The 16,597-nt window shown below is 56.8% G+C and carries 18 protein-coding genes; 4 read left to right on the top strand and 14 right to left on the bottom strand.

Annotated features, from left to right (window positions below; all coding sequences use genetic code 11):
• Window positions 1-19: 19 nt before the first annotated feature.
• The 10 genes from FC75_RS02025 to murB form a co-directional block, all read right to left on the bottom strand.
• Complete coding sequence (locus tag FC75_RS02025) at window positions 20-1,093, bottom strand: ABC transporter substrate-binding protein (RefSeq protein ID WP_054662500.1); 1,074 nt, start codon at window positions 1,091-1,093, stop codon at window positions 20-22.
• On the bottom strand, window positions 1,077-1,904 hold the full coding sequence (locus FC75_RS02030) for an ABC transporter permease (protein WP_056988991.1): 828 nt from the start codon (window positions 1,902-1,904) through the stop codon (window positions 1,077-1,079). The genes FC75_RS02025 and FC75_RS02030 overlap by 17 nt, the downstream gene beginning before the upstream one ends.
• Window positions 1,901-2,719: an ABC transporter permease gene (locus FC75_RS02035; RefSeq protein WP_056988992.1), complete on the bottom strand. Its 819-nt coding sequence runs from the start codon at window positions 2,717-2,719 to the stop codon at window positions 1,901-1,903. Before FC75_RS02035 ends, FC75_RS02030 begins: the two co-directional genes overlap by 4 nt.
• A 10-nt stretch (window positions 2,720-2,729) precedes the next feature.
• Complete coding sequence (locus tag FC75_RS02040; protein WP_056988993.1) at window positions 2,730-3,818, bottom strand: ABC transporter ATP-binding protein; 1,089 nt, start codon at window positions 3,816-3,818, stop codon at window positions 2,730-2,732.
• 12 nt (window positions 3,819-3,830) lie between these two features.
• The gene (locus tag FC75_RS02045) at window positions 3,831-4,370 is read right to left on the bottom strand and encodes a helix-turn-helix domain-containing protein (RefSeq protein ID WP_054662506.1); all 540 of its coding nucleotides are present in this window, start codon (window positions 4,368-4,370) and stop codon (window positions 3,831-3,833) included.
• Between the two features lie 212 nt (window positions 4,371-4,582).
• The gene (locus FC75_RS02050) at window positions 4,583-5,398 is read right to left on the bottom strand and encodes an aldo/keto reductase (RefSeq protein WP_054662509.1); all 816 of its coding nucleotides are present in this window, start codon (window positions 5,396-5,398) and stop codon (window positions 4,583-4,585) included.
• An 11-nt stretch (window positions 5,399-5,409) separates the two neighbouring features.
• Window positions 5,410-6,582 carry a MalY/PatB family protein gene (locus FC75_RS02055; protein ID WP_056988994.1) on the bottom strand — a complete coding sequence of 391 codons (1,173 nt, stop codon included), beginning with the start codon at window positions 6,580-6,582 and terminating at the stop codon, window positions 5,410-5,412.
• Window positions 6,579-7,442, bottom strand: a complete 864-nt coding sequence (locus FC75_RS02060; RefSeq protein ID WP_054662512.1) for a DUF3737 family protein — start codon at window positions 7,440-7,442, stop codon at window positions 6,579-6,581. The genes FC75_RS02055 and FC75_RS02060 overlap by 4 nt, the downstream gene beginning before the upstream one ends.
• A 136-nt stretch (window positions 7,443-7,578) precedes the next feature.
• Window positions 7,579-9,681 (bottom strand): cation:proton antiporter, encoded by a 2,103-nt coding sequence (locus FC75_RS02065; protein ID WP_056988995.1) that lies wholly within the window; start codon window positions 9,679-9,681, stop codon window positions 7,579-7,581.
• A 29-nt stretch (window positions 9,682-9,710) separates the two neighbouring features.
• Window positions 9,711-10,607, bottom strand: coding sequence for a UDP-N-acetylmuramate dehydrogenase (gene murB, locus FC75_RS02070; protein WP_054662515.1), 897 nt, complete (start codon window positions 10,605-10,607; stop codon window positions 9,711-9,713).
• Window positions 10,608-10,727: 120 nt separating this feature from the next.
• Here murB and FC75_RS02075 point away from each other — a divergent pair, with 120 nt between their 5' ends.
• Together FC75_RS02075 and FC75_RS02080 are read left to right on the top strand one after the other, a co-directional pair.
• On the top strand, window positions 10,728-11,495 hold the full coding sequence (locus FC75_RS02075) for an exodeoxyribonuclease III (RefSeq protein WP_056988999.1): 768 nt from the start codon (window positions 10,728-10,730) through the stop codon (window positions 11,493-11,495).
• A 1-nt stretch (window position 11,496) separates the two neighbouring features.
• On the top strand, window positions 11,497-12,033 hold the full coding sequence (locus tag FC75_RS02080; protein WP_054662518.1) for a 3'-5' exonuclease: 537 nt from the start codon (window positions 11,497-11,499) through the stop codon (window positions 12,031-12,033).
• Between the two features lie 59 nt (window positions 12,034-12,092).
• On the opposite strand, the gene tsaE is transcribed toward FC75_RS02080, so the two are convergent.
• From tsaE to FC75_RS02095, 3 genes are all read right to left on the bottom strand, one after another.
• Window positions 12,093-12,548: a tRNA (adenosine(37)-N6)-threonylcarbamoyltransferase complex ATPase subunit type 1 TsaE gene (gene tsaE, locus FC75_RS02085; RefSeq protein ID WP_054662521.1), complete on the bottom strand. Its 456-nt coding sequence runs from the start codon at window positions 12,546-12,548 to the stop codon at window positions 12,093-12,095.
• A gap of 81 nt (window positions 12,549-12,629) precedes the next feature.
• The gene (pta, locus tag FC75_RS02090; RefSeq protein ID WP_056988996.1) at window positions 12,630-13,607 is read right to left on the bottom strand and encodes a phosphate acetyltransferase; all 978 of its coding nucleotides are present in this window, start codon (window positions 13,605-13,607) and stop codon (window positions 12,630-12,632) included.
• Window positions 13,608-13,693: 86 nt separating this feature from the next.
• On the bottom strand, window positions 13,694-14,377 hold the full coding sequence (locus FC75_RS02095) for a uracil-DNA glycosylase (protein ID WP_056988997.1): 684 nt from the start codon (window positions 14,375-14,377) through the stop codon (window positions 13,694-13,696).
• 86 nt (window positions 14,378-14,463) lie between these two features.
• On the opposite strand from FC75_RS02095, the gene FC75_RS02100 reads away from it, so the two are divergent.
• The gene (locus FC75_RS02100) at window positions 14,464-15,366 is read left to right on the top strand and encodes a Cof-type HAD-IIB family hydrolase (protein ID WP_054662524.1); all 903 of its coding nucleotides are present in this window, start codon (window positions 14,464-14,466) and stop codon (window positions 15,364-15,366) included.
• The gene (locus FC75_RS02105; RefSeq protein ID WP_056988998.1) at window positions 15,350-15,865 is read left to right on the top strand and encodes an LURP-one-related/scramblase family protein; all 516 of its coding nucleotides are present in this window, start codon (window positions 15,350-15,352) and stop codon (window positions 15,863-15,865) included. The genes FC75_RS02100 and FC75_RS02105 overlap by 17 nt, the downstream gene beginning before the upstream one ends.
• A 100-nt stretch (window positions 15,866-15,965) precedes the next feature.
• Here FC75_RS02105 and FC75_RS02110 read toward each other — a convergent pair whose 3' ends face one another.
• Window positions 15,966-16,532 carry a GNAT family N-acetyltransferase gene (locus FC75_RS02110; protein WP_054662534.1) on the bottom strand — a complete coding sequence of 189 codons (567 nt, stop codon included), beginning with the start codon at window positions 16,530-16,532 and terminating at the stop codon, window positions 15,966-15,968.
• Between the last annotated feature and the right edge of the window lie 65 nt (window positions 16,533-16,597).

The raw sequence follows: 16,597 nt of genomic DNA on the forward strand, positions 1-16,597 counted from the left end.
GTATCGACGTTCGATAGTTCTAACGGCGATACATCTTAAATTCCAAGTATAAGTCGTTGTAGAGCCCCACCGTTTTCGGTGAGAGATCTTTGTAAACCTCAGACTTCTTGATCACATCCGCATCCGGGTAGAACTGCTTATCATTCCGCACGGACTTCGGCAGCAGCTTGAGGGCGGCTGTGTTAGGGGTGGAATAACCGACGTACTCAGCGTTTTGGGCGGCATTCTTCGGCTTCGTGATGAAGTTCAGAAACGCGTAAATGGCCTTGAAATGCTTGGCGGTCTTCGGAATGACCAAGTTGTCAAACCAGAGGTTAGACCCTTCACTCGGCACCACATAGCGCAGGTGTGAGTTATTCGCCATCATGTCGGCCGCCTCGCCTGACCAATCCACGGCCAAAGCAGACTCGTCGGCCGCCATGTACATCTTGATTTCATCCGCGACGACGGCCTTGACGTTGGGTGACATCTGATCCAGCTTTGCCTTGGCCAGCGCCAAGGTATTCGGGTCGGTCGTGTTCATGGACTTGCCCATCGACCGCAGCGAAAAGCCCATGATGTCGCGTGCCGAGTCGATCAGCATGATGTTGTCCTTGAACTTGGGCGACCACAAGTCGTTCCAGTGCTGAACCTCTTCGGCCGAAACAAACTTGTCATTGTAAATGATCCCCAGCGTTCCCCAGAAGTAGGGTAGCGAGTACTTGTTGCCGGGATCAAACGACCGGTTCATGTACAGCGAACCGTAATTGTTCAGCCCGTGCAGTTTACTTTTGTCCAGCGGGATCAGCATCTTGGCGCGCGCCATTTTCTCGACCATGTATTCGGAAGGCACGGTCAGGTCATAGGAGGTGCCGCCTTGCTGAATCTTGGTGTACATCGCTTCATTGGAGTCAAAAGTCTCCAAGTTGACGTGGTAGCCGGACTCTTTTTCAAACTTTTTGACCAGTGCCGGATCGATGTAATCGCCCCAGTTGGCCAGGTTCAACGTATTATCACCCGTTGCGCCCTGGGCTTTTTGCAGCGAGTTACTCCAAAAGGCCAGCCCGATGACGGCGGCCAGTATGACGGCAGCCATGCTAATGAGTCGTTTCATTGAGTGCCGCCCCCTTTGCCTTCAGCTTCGCCTTGTGTGAAGCCGTGCCGCGCTGAATGAAGTAGTACCCGATGACCAGCACCAGGGAGAAAATGAACATGACCCCTGACAGCGCGTTGATCTCCAGGCTGATGCCCTGACGCGCCCGCGCGTAAATCTCAACGGACAACGTCTCGAAGCCATTCCCGGTGACGAAGAAGGTCACGGCAAAATCATCCAGCGAGTACGTGAACGCCATGAAGAAGCCGGATAGAATGCCTGGCGTAATGAACGGCATGATCACCCGGGTCAGGGTCTGCGTATTCGTCGACCCCAGGTCCCGCGCCGCATCCAGCAGCGACGGACTCATCTCCGACAGCCGCGGCAGCACCATCAGCACCACGATGGGAATCGAGAAGGCGATGTGGCTGAGCAGCACGGACAAGAACCCGAGCGGCACATGCAGCGCCGTGAAAAAGATCAGAAAACTGGCGCCGATGATGACATCCGGTGAAACCATCAAAATGTTGTTCAGCGACAGGATCGTATTTTTCAGGACGGGCTTGCTCGTCCGGCTGATCGCCAGCGCCCCCAAAGTCCCCACGATCGTCGCGATCAGGCTGGACAGCAGCGCCAGCATCAAGGTGTCGACCACGATCTGGATCATCCGGGTATCCGCGAAGAGCTCGCTATAATGCGCCCAGGTGAAGCCCCGGAAGTTGCTCATGGTGTCGCCCTTGGAAAAACTGTAAATGATCAGGTAGGCAATCGGCACGTACAGCAGGATGAAGACAAAAATCAGGTATAGATTCGACCATTTCCACTTTTTCATGCTTGCCGTCCTCCCTTCTTCTTCCGCTCACCCGTCAGGAACATGATGATGACCATCGCGACAATCAGCACGACGCCGATGGTCGAGCCCATGCCCCAATTCATCGTCGTCAGGAAATGCTCTTCAATGGCCGTCCCCAGCGTGATGACCCGGTTGCCCCCAATCAGGCGAGTCAGCATGAAGAGGCTCAGGCTGGGAATGAACACTGCTTGGACGCCGGCCTTCACCCCGCTCATGGTCAGCGGCAGAATCACGCGCGTGAACGTCTGCCACCACTTGGCGCCAAGGTCGCGGCTGGCGTTCACCAGCCCCTCGTTCAGCTCCTCGATGCCGTTAAAAATCGGCAGGATCATGAACGGGATCTCAATGTAGCTGGCAACAAAAATGAACGAAAAATCCGTGAACAGGAACTGGTGGGTGCCGAGCCCGACCGTGCGCAGGAACGTGTTGATGCCGCCATCCTGGCTGAAGATGCCGATGAACGCGTAGGCTTTCAGCAACAAATTGATCCAGGTTGGCAGGATGATCAGCAGCAGCCACAGCTCCTTATGCTTGGCGTAATGCAGCAGATACGCGGCCGGATAGGAAATCAGCAGCGTGAACGCGGTGATCAAGAAGGCGTACCAGACCGAATTGATCGTCATCATGATATAAGTGCCGGATTGAAAATAAGTGGCGTAGTTGCTGAGCGTGAGGTCCCCTTCAATGTTGAAGAAGGATTGATAGACGATCAGCACCATCGGCGCGATCACGAACAGCAGGATCCAGAGAATGTAAGGCACGTAAAAGACCAGGTTTTGCGTTGATTTTTTCATTCTCCGCCTCCTATTCGCCTTCGTAGCTTTCCAGCCGCGCGTCAAAGTCTTCCTCGGATTCGTTCAACCGCATGACATGGATATCTTCCGGATCAAACGTCAGGTCGACCCGATCGCCGTCTTTGGCGGGATTCGTCGAGTGAATCAGCCACTCGTTCTTGGCGTCATCGTAAGCCACGATTTCGTAGTAGTCGCCGCGGAATAATTGCGTGTCGACGTCAACGGTGACCTTCCCGGCCCCCACTGCGGTGATGTCTAAGTCCTCTGGCCTCAGCACCACTTCAACCGCTTCATTCGGACGCATCCCCGCATCGGCACACTCAAACTGCTTCCCGTTGAATTCCACCAAGTAGTCCTGCACCATGTGCCCGGACACAATGTTGGATTCACCGATGAAGTCGGCAACAAAATGGTTGACCGGCTCATCGTAGATATCGACCGGCGTGCCAGACTGCTGGACCTCACCATCGTTCATGACAAAGATTTCGTCGGAAAGCGCCAGCGCCTCCTCCTGATCATGCGTGACAAACAGGAAGGTGATGCCCAGCCGCTGCTGCAGCTCGCGCAGTTCGTACTGCATGTCCTTGCGCAGCTTGGCATCAAGCGCCGACAACGGCTCGTCCAAAAGCAGCACTTCCGGCTCCAGGATAATGGCCCGGGCGATGGCGACCCGCTGCTGCTGACCGCCTGAGAGCTCGGCGATTTCGCGGTCGGCCAACCCTTCCAGCCGCACCATTTTCAGCGCATCATGCACCCGCGTTTCGATCTCTTTTTTACTGCGCTTTTGAATCCGGAGGCCGAACGCCACGTTTTCGAAGACGTTCAGGTGTGGGAATAAGGCGTAGTCCTGGAACACAGTGTTGACCTTGCGCTCGTTGGCCGGGATGTCGTTGATCCGTTTGCCGTCAAACAGCACATCACCAGCAGTGGGATCGAGAAAACCGGCAATCGCCCGCAAGATCGTGGTCTTGCCTGAACCGCTGGGGCCCAGCAGCGTGTAAAACTTGCCCTGCTCGATTTCAATGTTGATGTCCTTCAGCACGGTCGTGTCCCCGTAAACCTTGCTGACATGCCGCAATTCAATGATCGTTTTGCTCAATTTTCACTCCCCCTAAAGATACGACGCCGTGGCGACGAGTAGGATCACACTTTGGCCGCGCGCCGCGTTCACAATCCGATGCTGCTGCGTGGCGTGAAAATAAATCGTCTCGCCGCGCTTGGCCAAATAGGTCTCATTCCCCAGCTGCAGGGTCACTCGCCCTGACACCACATAAATGAAAGTCTCAGCCGGTGAAGGTTCAAACGTTTTGAATTCGCCGCCCGCCTTAAAAGTGATGTGGACAGGCTCCATTTCGTTCTCATTGGACTCCGGCACCAGCCACCGCAGCTGGTAACCGCGCTCCTCATCCTCGTATTCAGTCTGATCCGCGACCGCGTATACCAGTTGCTGGTTCTTATTCTCAGTGAAAAACTGGGCCGGCGTTTGGCCCAGCACGTTCAAGATATCAAAAAAAGTCTCCATCGACGGTGAGGACTGATCATGCTCAAGCTGGGAAATATACCCCTTGGTCAAGTCGGTGCGTTCCCCCAACTCCTCTTGAGTCAGATTTTTCTGAATCCTCAAATCACGAATCTTCTGACCAATATCCATTCGGCCACCCCCAGCCCTGGTTTTGTCAAACTAAACCATAAGTTTAGTACGCTTTGCCTATTATACCGGGTCAGGCGGTGAATTCAAGCAAAAAGCGCTACGTTTTCATTACAGTTTGTTGACAAGCGGGTGAGCCCTTGACGCGTGGGCAAACGTCATTTTGCCACAAAAAAACCGTCACCCGCAGGCAACGGCAACAATCTGAATCCGCACTATTCTTCTTCGAGACTGTTCAGCTTGTCCATATCCTTATCGCTGATGGTGAAGTCCAGCTGCGTGTTGCTCTCGGCGTGGAACCGGTGGGTCGCCTTGGGCAGCGGCAGAACGCCATTTTGCAGGCAGAACTTAATTGCCAGCTGCGCGATCGACACGTTGTACTGTTCGGCCATCGCCGTGAGGTCTGGGTCCTGAAGCAGCCGGCCGGTGGCTAACGGCGAGTATGCTTCGACCAACAACCCGTTGTCCTTGGCAAACTTGGTGATGGTGTTTTCAGTGTAGCCGACGTGGTACTGGATCTGATTGACCATCGGCTTAACCTTGGCGCCGGCAAAAATGTTCTTCATTTCCGGCACGCCAAAGTTGGAAATCCCAATTGCCTTGGCCCGGCCACTTTGGTAAATCTCCTCCATGGCTTTCCAAACTTCTTTGTTTTCCTTGTCGTAGTTGCCGCGCTTGGCCCATGGCCACGGCGCATGGATCAGGTACAGGTCAACGTAGTCAAGACCCAGGTTTTTCAGCGACGTCTCAAAGTCCTTCTTCGCGCCTGCGTAAGTCTTCGTCTCTGCGGGCAGCTTGGTGGTCACAAAGAGCTGCTCACGCGGGATCCCGGAATAACTGATGGCCGCGCCGACGCCTTGCTCGTTTTGATAGGCGAGCGCCGTGTCGATGTGCCGGTAGCCGAGGGACAGCGCGTTATACACTGCTTCCTGCGCCTCTGCCTGAGGGATCTGCCAGGTGCCAAAGCCCACTTTCGGGATCTTCACACCATTTGCCAATGTATAAGTCTCACTCAAAATCGAAGATGCCATTGTAATGCCTCCTATTGATTTTGTTGTTCAAATAACTGCACGCCCTTGGCGAGTCGCCCTAACCCATCTGTCAGCATGGCTTGAGGGCAGGCGATGTTCATGCGGATAAACTGAGCCCCGTTGCCGCGATACTCACTGCCGGCCGAAAGGATCAACCCGGTCTGCGCCCGCAGGAACCGACAGAAGGTTTCGCTGTCGGTGTGCAGCGCCGAAATGTCCAGCCACAGCAGGTAGGTCGCATTCTCGAATGCCGGCCGCACCGCCGGCATTTTTTCCAGGGAAGCTTGAACCTGCTGCCGATTGGCCGCAAGCACGCGCTTCAGGTCGGCCAACCACGCCGCCCCTTGGGTGTACGCCGCGATGCTCGCCGGCAGCGAAAGCAGATTGGGTTCGGCCAGCTCGTCGTTGTTAATGGCCCGCGTCACCGATTCTCGCAGCGCCTGCCCAGGCACAATGACCGTCGCCGCGTGCAGGGCCGCAACGTTGAACGTCTTGGACGGCGACACACAGATCACCGCGTTGTCGCGAAGGGCTTCAGGCAGCGCGAAAACCGGCGTGTAGGCCGGCGCCCCGAAGACCAGGTCGCCATGGATCTCGTCTGAAAGCAGCACCACATGATGCTTCAAGCATAGTTCCGCGATGCGGGTCAGCGTCGCCTTTGACCAAGCCTTGCCGATCGGGTTGTGCGGATTACACAAGATCATCAGCGTGCTCAGCGGTTCTGCCAGCTTTTGCTCAAGATCTGCGAAATCGATGTGATACGTCCCAGCGGCCGCATCGTAAACCAAATCTGAAGACAGCGTGTGCCGGCCGTTATTTTCAATCGAGTGGTAAAACATGTTGTAAACCGGCGCCTGCACCACGACGTTATCGCCAGGGTGTGAGACCCGCCGCACCACTGAGGAAACCGCCGGAATCACGCCGGTGCAGTACCACATCCACGATGGGTCCGGCCGCGCGCCGTGCTGGCTTTCATACCAGTCGGCCACCGCTTTGAAGTACGCAGCCGGGGGCTCCTCATAACCGAACACCCCGAACTGGACCTTCTGCTGCATCGCGTCAATGATCGCCGGCGCGGTTTTGAAGTCCATATCGGCGATCCACATGGGCAGCTCGCCGGGCTTCACCGCCCACTTGATCGAATCGGTTCCACTGCGATCGATGATCTGATCAAACGCACTCATGACTGCACCACCTTGGGCTGATTATCACAGATAATTTCAGTCTTGGCCGGATCGATTTTTGTCGGATCCAAGATCAGCGTGCCGATCGCCTTCGCCCGGATCTTACCCGAGCTGGGATTCTTCACGCTGCGAATCGGCGTCGTGACTTCCGCGTCGATATTGGTGCAGTACTCGAAGGCCAGATCCGTTTCCATCATCTTGCAATTCTTGAGCGTCAAATCATCCGTGTAGCACAGTCCTTGGTCGCTGGCGATCGTGCAGTTGATGAGCGTCAGGTGCTTCGTGTTCCAAGCCAGGTATTCACCGGAGATCACTGAATCAAAAATCACCACATGATCGCAGTTCCAGAACGCGTCTTTGGTGACCAAGGTGGAATTGTGCACCTCGACGTAGCGGCAACCATCAAACGCGTAGTTGCCAATCAGGTTCAGGTGGTCCACATAGATGTTCTCACTGTCCTTGGCAAAATAATCACCGCTGGCATCCACATTTTCGATGGCAATGTCTGAACACGACCACAGCGTTTCCTCGGCGTTTGAAAAGTGGTCGTTTTGCAGCGTGATGTGATGCGCGCGCCGGAACAACTTCGGCGCCTGAAAGCTGCAGTTGCGCAGTGAAATATCATCGGTGTACCAAATGCCGCTGCGGCTCATGGTCTCAAAGATCGTGTTGATCACATCCACGTGCTTGCTGTACCACAACGGATACTTCCACGTAAAGGTACTGTCACGCAGCGTGATGTCTCGACTCTCTTTCAAAGGGGATTCCCCTTCACCGAACGTCGTGCGAATGAGCCGGGCATCGTGTTTGCCAAAAAGCGGCCGCTCGCCATCAAAGAACTGATCCTGAATGGTTTCCATTGTTTCCTCCCTCACTGGCCAAGCGCTTTTTCCGGGCAAAAAAAAGCAGGCAGCCAGAGGCTCCCTGCAACAAAACTGGGTACTGCGGGAACCCGCTTACCCGTCTATTCTATCATTTTATTGATGCGATGGACCGTCACTCAAGCGTGGCCAGAGCCGCGGCGTTTTCAGTATAGTTCACACTTTGTGATAACCGCTGCGCCATGGCCACCGTGATGTACCCCTGTTCCAGCAGATCATGGATGGCCGCCCGTTCAGCGGCCAAGGCCAAAGTGCGCAGCCGGGCCATTTCCTGCTCGTACTGCAGCGACTTTTGCTTGGCCGATGCCTTGGCGGTGGCGATGCGGTTGCGGTACTGAACGATCAAGGCGTAAATCACCTGACGATTGAACTGGCGGGCCCGGTGCTCGGGCTGTCGCAAGTACTCGCTCAGTGCCTTCAGGCCGCCCTTGGCGATTGCTTTTTCAACGGCCAAGCGCTCGCCATTAAGCGTCCGGCCGAACCGTTCGGCCGCGACCTTATGCCACCAATGCGGGATCGCCGCCTTCGCCCGGTCCACAATGTCTGACAGGTTCAGGTGCCCATGATTCTGGGCCATGGCCGTCAGCGACCGCTCCCGCGTGTGCAGGCGCCGCTTGGTTTTCTGGTAAAGCGGCTCACTGACTTGATTTGCTTCAAACAGCTGCTCCAGGGCGGCGAGTTCACCAGCCACCCCGACTGCCCGCAGAGCGATCTCATCCTGAATAAACGGCGGCAAGTCATCGCTGTCATCTTCTTGAAGCTCCAGGCGCCGCAATAAATGCTGGTACTCGTCGATCAGGTCAAGGACTGGCTTTTGATTTGTTTCCCGGCGCTCGCTTTCCAGCTTGCGCACGGCGCTCTGGTACAGCACACGCTGCGCCTGCGCGTGGGTCATTAGGCGCACATCGGCCGGCTGGGCCGCGTCCTCCACATCGCCGGCATCCTCAACGGCAGAGCCCCGCAACCGCAGCGGCGCGCGATTTTTGGTCATCACCGGCAAGACCCATGTGGCCACGATCATCGATAAAACAATGTACCCGGCCGCGATGAATAGCATCAGCGAACGCTCTGGAAATGGCGCCCCTGAAGGAAGAAGCACCGGCACCGCCAGCACCCCGACCAGCGAAATGGCCCCGCGCACGCCGGCAATGCCGTTCAGCAGCGCCAGGTAGACGCTGGGTCGGTCTGCGTTGGGCTGATGCCAGGCCGTAACCCACATGTAGCCGTACGTCCAGCCCACCCGGATCGCCAGCATCACCAGGTAAACCAGCACCACGTCCAGCAGGGCCTGCCACGTCGACACCGCGCGGCTTTCAATGGTTGCGTGCATGGCCACCGGCAGCTCGAGACCCAGCAGAATGAAGATCAGGCCGTTGAGGACGTACACGACGATGTCCCAGGTTTTTTCCGTCACGATGCGCAGCTCTGGCAATGCCGAAATGAAGCGGTTGCCGCTGGCGTTGGTGAGCAGTCCGGCCACCACGACCGCGATGACGCCGGATGCGCCGATGACGTCATCGACCAGCAGATAGATCAAAAACGGCGTGATCAGCTGCAACACGGCGTGCAGGATCGTATCGTTGATGCCCTGTTGAAGCAGCCACAGCCGCACCAGGTTGATGATGCCCATCAGCAGTGCACCGGCCAGTGCACCCACCACGGCGATGTAGAAAAAGTCGCCAATGGCTTGCGTCCAGATAAACGTCCCGGTCATCACCGCAGCGATTCCGTACTTAAACCCAATCAGGCCGCTGGCATCGTTGATCAGGCTTTCCCCGGCAATCAGATGCATCAACCCTGCAGGCAGGTGCACCCGACTGGCCAGCGACTGAACGGCGATCGGGTCCGTCGGCGCCAGGATGGCGGCCAGGGCAAAGCTGGCCGCCAGCGGCATCGCGGGCACCAACCAGTGCAGGAAGAACCCGCCGAGAAAAGTGATGATAAACACCAGAAAAATGGCATTGCCCACAATCGCGCCGCGCAGCTGCCACAGCTCACGTTTGGGAAAACGGCGACCGTCATTATACAAAAGCGGGGCCGTGAACAGCAGCATGAACCAGTCCGTCTGCATGTCGAGGCTCAGCTTGAAAAAAAGGGCCGCCCCCAGCCCCAGCGCGACCTGAATCAAGGAAACTGGCACCACGACCAAGTAATGACTGATGACGTTAGAGACAATCACCAAAGAGATGAGCAGCAAGACCGCTTCAACCAACTGCACGCCGCTCACCTCCCTTCTTCAAATTGGCATTACAACGCTTGTTCAGTCCCGATGATGCGCACCTCGGGTTCAAGCTGGACGCCAAATTTCGCCAGCACATTTTTTTGCACATAACGGATCATCGCCATGTAGTCCGTGGCCGTGGCGTGATTGATATTCACAATGAACCCGGCGTGCTTCATTGAGATTTGGGCGCCGCCGATTTTATGGCCCTGCAGGTCGGCCTGCTGGATCATCGGCCCGACGTAATGCCCGACTGGGCGCTTGAAAACGGAACCGCAGGACGGATACTCCAGCGGCTGCTTGCTTGCCCGCCGCGCGTTCAGCTTGTCCATCCGGGCCCGAATGTCAGGCTTAGGCGCCGGCGTTAACTGAAAGGTTGCCTGCAGGACCACGTCACCGGTGTCTTGCACGATGCTGTGGCGATAGCTGAACGCCATGCCGGCGTTGTCGTAGCGTTTCAGCTCACCCGCCTGGGTCAGCACCGTTGCCGCCACCAGGATGTCCTTGATCTCACCGCCATACGCCCCGGCATTCATGTAAACGGCGCCCCCGATACTACCCGGGATGCCGCAAGCAAACTCAAAGTCCGACAGGCCGGCGCGGTACGCCGCTTCCGTGGTATCGATCAGCCGGGCGCCGGCTTGGGCAGTCACTTGGTCGCCATCCACGGTGATTTTGGCCATTGCCGTCAGGATCAGGGTCAACCCCCGAATGCCGCCGTCGCGCACGATCAGATTCGAGGCGTTGCCAATCACCGTGACTGGCAGGTGCTGGCGGCTCGCGTACTGCAGCAGCGCTTCGACTTCCTCGACCGAGCGGGGAAAGGCCAGCTGATCGGCCGGCCCGCCGGTGCGGGTAAAGGTGTACTTACTCAGTGGTTCATTTTTTAAGATGGTTATGCCATCGATTACGGCTGCAGTCATGATCTGCCTCCCAGAATTAAATTACCGGTTAATTTTAACATAAATCAGCCTTCGTCAGCCGTTTGAGACCCGCCCCGTTTTCTTATATACTGAAGGCATTACGAACGGAGGCAGTACATGATGAAATTGATTTCATGGAACGTCAACGGCTTGCGGGCCGTCTTAAAGCACGATTTTATGACGACATTCAACGCCTTGGACGCGGACTGGTTCTGCATCCAGGAAACCAAAATGCAGGCCGGTCAAGCCACTCTCGACCTGCCAGGCTACCACCAGTATTTCAACTATGCCGAGCGCAAGGGATACTCCGGCACGGCCATTTTCACCAAACATGAACCGCTCAATGTCACCTACGGCATCGGGGTCCCGGAATTCGATGATGAGGGCCGCGTGATCACACTGGAGTACCCGAAATTCTACCTCATGACGGTGTACACCCCGAATTCCGGCAGCGAGCTGAAGCGGTTGGACTACCGGCAGGGCTGGGACAAGGCGTTTCTCGCCTACACCCAGACGCTGGCGGCGAAAAAGCCGCTGGTTTACTGCGGGGATCTGAACGTGGCACACCACGAAATCGATTTGAAAAACCCGACCTCTAATCACCACAATGCCGGTTTCACCGACGAGGAGCGCGCGGACTTCACCGCCCAGCTCGAAGCCGGCTTCACCGATTCTTTCCGCCACTTCTACCTTGACGTCGCCGACGCCTACTCGTGGTGGAGCTACCGGTTTAACGCGCGGTCCCGCAACGCCGGCTGGCGCATCGACTATTTTGTCGGCAGCACCGCTTTCGTGCCGTACATGAAAGACGCAAAGATCCACAACGAAATCATGGGCTCAGACCACTGCCCGGTCGAGCTGCAAACCGCTGAACTGATAGGAGACTGACATGGACTTCATTGCAATGGACTTTGAAACGGCCAACCGGCAGCGCGCGAGTGCGTGCTCCTTGGCCTTGGTCGTGGTGCGGGGAAACCGGGTCGTCGATTCATTCTACACGCTGATCGATCCGGAAGGCCCATTCGAGCCGCAAAACGTCCGCATTCACGGCATCACGGCCGCCCAGGTGATTGGCCAGCCCACGTTTCCGGCGGTGTGGCCGCACATCCAAAGCTTTTTCACCCCGGATCAACTGGTCACCGCGCACAACTCGCCGTTCGATGTGTCTGTGCTGCGGCGCACGCTTGAGCGCTACGACATTCAGGTGCCCCACTACCAGGTGATCGACACCGCCAGGACCGCGAAAAAGCTGATGCCTGAACTGCCCAACCACCGGCTGGATACCGTCAGCGCGGCGCTGCACATTCCGCTGGCGCATCATCACAATGCCTTGCAGGACAGTTACGCGTGCGCGCGGATTTTGATCGCCCAGGCCCAGCGCTTCGGGCAGGCGGCCTTGGCGCCGATGCTGAAAATGACCGCTTAACGCAAAAATCATCTCGCGATGACCAACCGGCCATGCGGGATGATTTTTTTGTGCCTCGCTTACTGAATGGGCAACGCCTCAAGCAACGCCTTTGCGCGTGAGCCTTCAGCCTCGAAGGTCAGCGTGCGTTTGTTATCGTCAAAGTCATCCTTAATGAAATGAATCAGGAGATAACTCTCGGGCATGGCCTCGCCGAGGTAATCCGGCCACTCGACCACTGACACGCCATCGCCTTCAAAATATTCCTCCAGCCCCAGGTCACCGGCCCCGCCGCCTTCAAGCCGATACAGGTCCATGTGGTAAAGCGGCAGGCGACCGGCCGGATACTCCCGGATCAGGGTGAAGGTGGGACTTTTGATATAATCGGTGATTCCCAGCCCGCGCGCTAAGCCCTTGGTGAAGCTGGTTTTACCCGCCCCAAGGTCACCGTCAAGCAGCAGGACATCGCCACCCACCAAGTGCGGTGCCACGCTTTCGGCAAAGCCCTGCAGTGCTGTTTCATTGTCGAATTCCATCAATGCGCCTCCAGACAAAAGCGCCGGGCAATTGCACCGGCGCTCATTTGACGGTTCAAAACCATCCTCAGTTTAACATAACTAGTCGATCAGATTCTGAGCGGCGGTGATCAACGCCACTTTGTACACATCCTCTTCATTGGCCCCACGTGACAGATCGGATACCGGTTTGTTCAGCCCCTGCAGGATCGGCCCGATCGCTTCGAAGTTGCCGAGCCGCTGGGCGATCTTGTAGCCGATATTGCCTGACTGCAGATCCGGGAAAATAAAGACATTGGCATTCCCGGCAACCTTGGAATCCGGCGCCTTCAGCTTAGCCACGGTTGGCACAAAGGCCGCGTCGAACTGCAACTCGCCGTCCAGCGCCAGGTCCGGGGCCTGTTGATGCGCCAGAGCAGTCGCTTCAACCACTTTATCCACCTGTGGCGCCTTGGCTGACCCTTTCGTCGAAAAGCTCAGCATGGCCACTTTGGGGTCAATGTCGAACAACTTCGCGGTTTTGGCAGACTCGATAGCGATTTCCGCCAGGGTCTGGGCATCCGGATCAATGTTGATGGCGTTATCGGCAAACAGGTAGCGCTCGTCACGCCCGCGCTGCATGATGAAGGCACCAGAGGTCCGCGACACGCCTGGCCGCGTCTTGATAATCTGCAGCGCCGGCCGCACTGTGTCGGCAGTCGAGTGGACGGCACCGGAAACCATGCCATCCGCTTTGCCCATGTACACCAGCATAGTACCGAAGTAGTTCGGATCTTTGACCATGGCCTCCGCCTGGTCTTCAGTCGCTTTGCCATTCCGCCGGTCAAAAAAGGCCTTCGCCATTTCCGGCAGAATCGGGTCGGTTTGCGGATCCCGGATGGTCAGCTTGCCCAGCGTGAAGCCTTTGTCTTTGGCCACCGCTTCGACTTCACTCTGCTTGCCAAGGACGATGGGCTGGATCAGCCCTTCCGAAGCGAGTCTGACTGCTGCCCCAAGAATGCGGGGGTCAGTGCCTTCGGGAAAAACGATGCTGTAATTCTTGCCGGTGATTTTCTGCTCCAAGCTCTGAATTAAGTCCAAAATGATCCCTCCATTAATTGCTTTGTTAGCGCATACAACGTTCAGGGTCTATCATAGCAATTATTCAGGCAAACCGCACTGAAAATTTACGCCTCAGGCTGGGCGGGCAACTGCCAGTTGATCGGGGTTTCGCCCATCTTGGCGAGCAGCGCGTTGGTCCGCGAAAACGGCCGGCTGCCGAAAAAACCACGGTACGCGGACAACGGGCTCGGGTGAGGGGATTCAACCACCGCATTTTTGCCCAGATCGATCAGCTGCTTTTTGGCCCGGGCGGAGCTTCCCCAGAGAATGAAGACGACCCCGCCACGGTCGGACAAGGCGGCAATTGCGGCATCAGTCAGCGTTTCCCAGCCCTGGCCGCGGTGCGAGTTGGCCTGGCCCGCGCGCACCGTCAGCACGGCGTTGAGCAGCAGGACGCCCTGCTGCGCCCAGCTCTTCAGATACCCGTGACTGACCGGTGGATAGCCCAGGTCATCCTGGAGTTCCTTATAAATATTCTGCAGTGAGGGCGGCAGCGGGACCCCTGGCGCCACGGCAAAGCTGGCCCCGACCGCCTGGTTCGGGCCATGATACGGGTCCTGACCGAAAATGACGACTTTGACCTGGTCAAATGGCGTCCATTCGAACGCCTGGAAAATGTGATGCATCTCCGGGTAGACGGTCTGCGTTTGGTACTCTTGTTTGAGAAACTGGTGCAGCCGGGCGTACTCCGGGCCTGCGAACACCGGGGCCAGCACGGTCTGCCAGTCATTATGAATCAGTGTTTTCATCACTAACCTCCAAGTCTAGTGTACTCAAGCCTGGCCCGCTTTGCATCCGCTTTTATGGTAAAATTGCGATGATTGGAGGTTTTGCCATGATCAAACTGATCGCGTCCGACCTAGACGGTACACTGCTCAATGCCGACTCTGAAGTTTCTCCGGCCAACGCCCAGGCGATCCGGGATGCGCAGGCTGCCGGCATTGAATTTATCGTGGCCACTGGGCGCAACTTGCCACAGGCCCAGCCGCGGCTTTCACGTCACGGGCTCAAACCGGCGTTCATCACGATCAACGGGGCCTTGGTTTACAACGAGGCTGGGCAGGTCAAGGTCCATGTGCCCCTTGCGCACGACCTGCTGCTTGCCGTGCTTGATCAGATCGACCGGGCCGGCTTCTACTGCGAGCTCGTGGTTCCAGACGGCGTCGTTTCGAATTCATACGAGCATCGCCTGGCCGACATGAAGCACGCCCTGCGCCATTACCATGCTGACTGGTCAGAAGACCAGCTCACTGAACAGGCCAAGCACCGCATTCAGTACCTGTCCACGCAATATGTTGACGACTATCGGCAATTCATCACGCCAAAGGCCGAGATCCTCAAAGTGGTCGTGTTCGCCGATGGTGGCCAAGCCGCCCTGGCCCCACTCAAGGCCCAGCTCGAAGCGCAGGGAAGCTTAGCAGTCACGTCCAGCGGCGAAAATAATCTTGAAATCAACGCTCAGGATGCGCAAAAAGGCCCTGCATTGGCTGCCTACGCCGCCCTTAAACAAATCACAATGGCTGAGGTCATGGCCATCGGGGATAACCTCAACGATGAGTCAATGATCCGCATGGCCAAATACAGTGTGGCCATGGCCAACGCCGTCCCCAAAATCAAGCAGCTGGCTTGGCACGTGACTGGAACCAACGTTGAAGACGGGGTGGCCCAGGCCATTCACCGGGCCATCGCCTTGAATGAACAAGAAAAAGGCGGCGAAGTCAATGCTGTACTACATTGATGCCCAGGCGCTCCACGAATCCGGGGTCACCGTGGTCAAGGACGACCAATCACGCCCGGCGTTCATTCTCAACGGGCGCCACGGCCTGGCCAATGATAGTTTCAACCTGCACACCATCTCCGGCCAAGAACTCGGGGAGATCCGCCAGAAAACCATGGGGATGTCGCCCCGCTACGACTTGACCTTAGACGGCCAAAAAGCCGGCAGTGTGAAGAAGATGCTCGGGGTCTGGCACGAGTTTGTCTTTGTGACCGACCTCAACTGGCTGATTTTTGGGAATCTGCTCGCCAATGAGTACCACATCTATCATGGGGTGAAAACCGTGACCACGATTGCCGCCGTGGGGGCCGCGACCTCGACCACGTTTAAGATCGACATCCTCGATCCCCGCAATGTCCATGCCGGCCTCTTGGTCGCTGCCGTCCTCGACCGGTGGCGGTTCGTGCACCTGACCAACCCCCTGACGCGCGGCAGTCTGGCCTACACTTCGGGCACTTAAGCGAGGCAGCTCTTGGCCGCAAGCCCGGACCGATTCGCAAAATCATTTTAACCATCAGCATAAAAAAGGCAGATCCGCTTCGGGTCTGCCTTTTTCATGCTTAAATCGCTTTTGTCATGTGGTTGTAGCGGTGCGAGCCGATCATCAGCTCGCGCGTCTTCTTGAAGCCGACCTTGCGATACAGCCGCTCGGCGTTGGGGTTGGTCTGGTCAACGTTCAGGGACAGCAGCGTCACCCCGCGCTTTTTGAGCGGCGCCACGATGCCGTTCAACAGCGCCGTGCCAACGCCATGATGCTGCGCCGATTCGGCCACGGCCAAGGTATCGATGTACCACTCGCCCGGATCGGTTTCAACATCCGGGAACAGTTCGTGGTCAACCGGGAGCCCGACGCTTGGGAGCAGCGGTTTAAACGCGTCATCAATGTGCGCTTCTTGCTCATGCGGATAGCCGACCAGAATCCCATCCACGCCATTTGCGCCTTCGTGAACCGTGGTCTGCGGGTAGCCGTAGCGGTAGTCAGGCAACAAAAAGGCTTGTCTGAACACCTTATACAAATCGGGCTTGCGCATGCGCATCAAAGCGGGTACTTCCATTTCTTCAAAGACCAAATCGATCAGCGGCACAACGGCCGCCGCGTCTTCAGGTTTACTTGGACGAATCATAATTGTTGCGGCCCCCCAGTTTACAATTCAAGTGCAACACCTTAGCGACTAGACCAAAAAGGCCATGA

The organism is Lacticaseibacillus camelliae DSM 22697 = JCM 13995 (assembly GCF_001436615.1).
Taxonomy (GTDB): domain Bacteria; phylum Bacillota; class Bacilli; order Lactobacillales; family Lactobacillaceae; genus Lacticaseibacillus; species Lacticaseibacillus camelliae.

Bases quoted from the DNA above. Each gene is read 5' to 3' on its own strand.
- FC75_RS02105 (WP_056988998.1), top strand. From the start codon at position 15,350: ATGCTGTACTACATTGATGCCCAGGCGCTCCACGAATCCGGGGTCACC.
- tsaE (WP_054662521.1), bottom strand. From the start codon at position 12,548: ATGGAATTCGACAATGAAACAGCACTGCAGGGCTTTGCCGAAAGCGTG.
- FC75_RS02080 (WP_054662518.1), top strand. From the start codon at position 11,497: ATGGACTTCATTGCAATGGACTTTGAAACGGCCAACCGGCAGCGCGCG.
- FC75_RS02050 (WP_054662509.1), bottom strand. From the start codon at position 5,398: ATGGCATCTTCGATTTTGAGTGAGACTTATACATTGGCAAATGGTGTG.
- FC75_RS02075 (WP_056988999.1), top strand. From the start codon at position 10,728: ATGAAATTGATTTCATGGAACGTCAACGGCTTGCGGGCCGTCTTAAAG.
- FC75_RS02025 (WP_054662500.1), bottom strand. From the start codon at position 1,093: ATGAAACGACTCATTAGCATGGCTGCCGTCATACTGGCCGCCGTCATC.
- FC75_RS02045 (WP_054662506.1), bottom strand. From the start codon at position 4,370: ATGGATATTGGTCAGAAGATTCGTGATTTGAGGATTCAGAAAAATCTG.
- FC75_RS02030 (WP_056988991.1), bottom strand. From the start codon at position 1,904: ATGAAAAAGTGGAAATGGTCGAATCTATACCTGATTTTTGTCTTCATC.
- murB (WP_054662515.1), bottom strand. From the start codon at position 10,607: ATGACTGCAGCCGTAATCGATGGCATAACCATCTTAAAAAATGAACCA.
- FC75_RS02060 (WP_054662512.1), bottom strand. From the start codon at position 7,442: ATGGAAACCATTCAGGATCAGTTCTTTGATGGCGAGCGGCCGCTTTTT.
- FC75_RS02035 (WP_056988992.1), bottom strand. From the start codon at position 2,719: ATGAAAAAATCAACGCAAAACCTGGTCTTTTACGTGCCTTACATTCTC.
- FC75_RS02100 (WP_054662524.1), top strand. From the start codon at position 14,464: ATGATCAAACTGATCGCGTCCGACCTAGACGGTACACTGCTCAATGCC.
- FC75_RS02095 (WP_056988997.1), bottom strand. From the start codon at position 14,377: ATGAAAACACTGATTCATAATGACTGGCAGACCGTGCTGGCCCCGGTG.
- FC75_RS02055 (WP_056988994.1), bottom strand. From the start codon at position 6,582: ATGAGTGCGTTTGATCAGATCATCGATCGCAGTGGAACCGATTCGATC.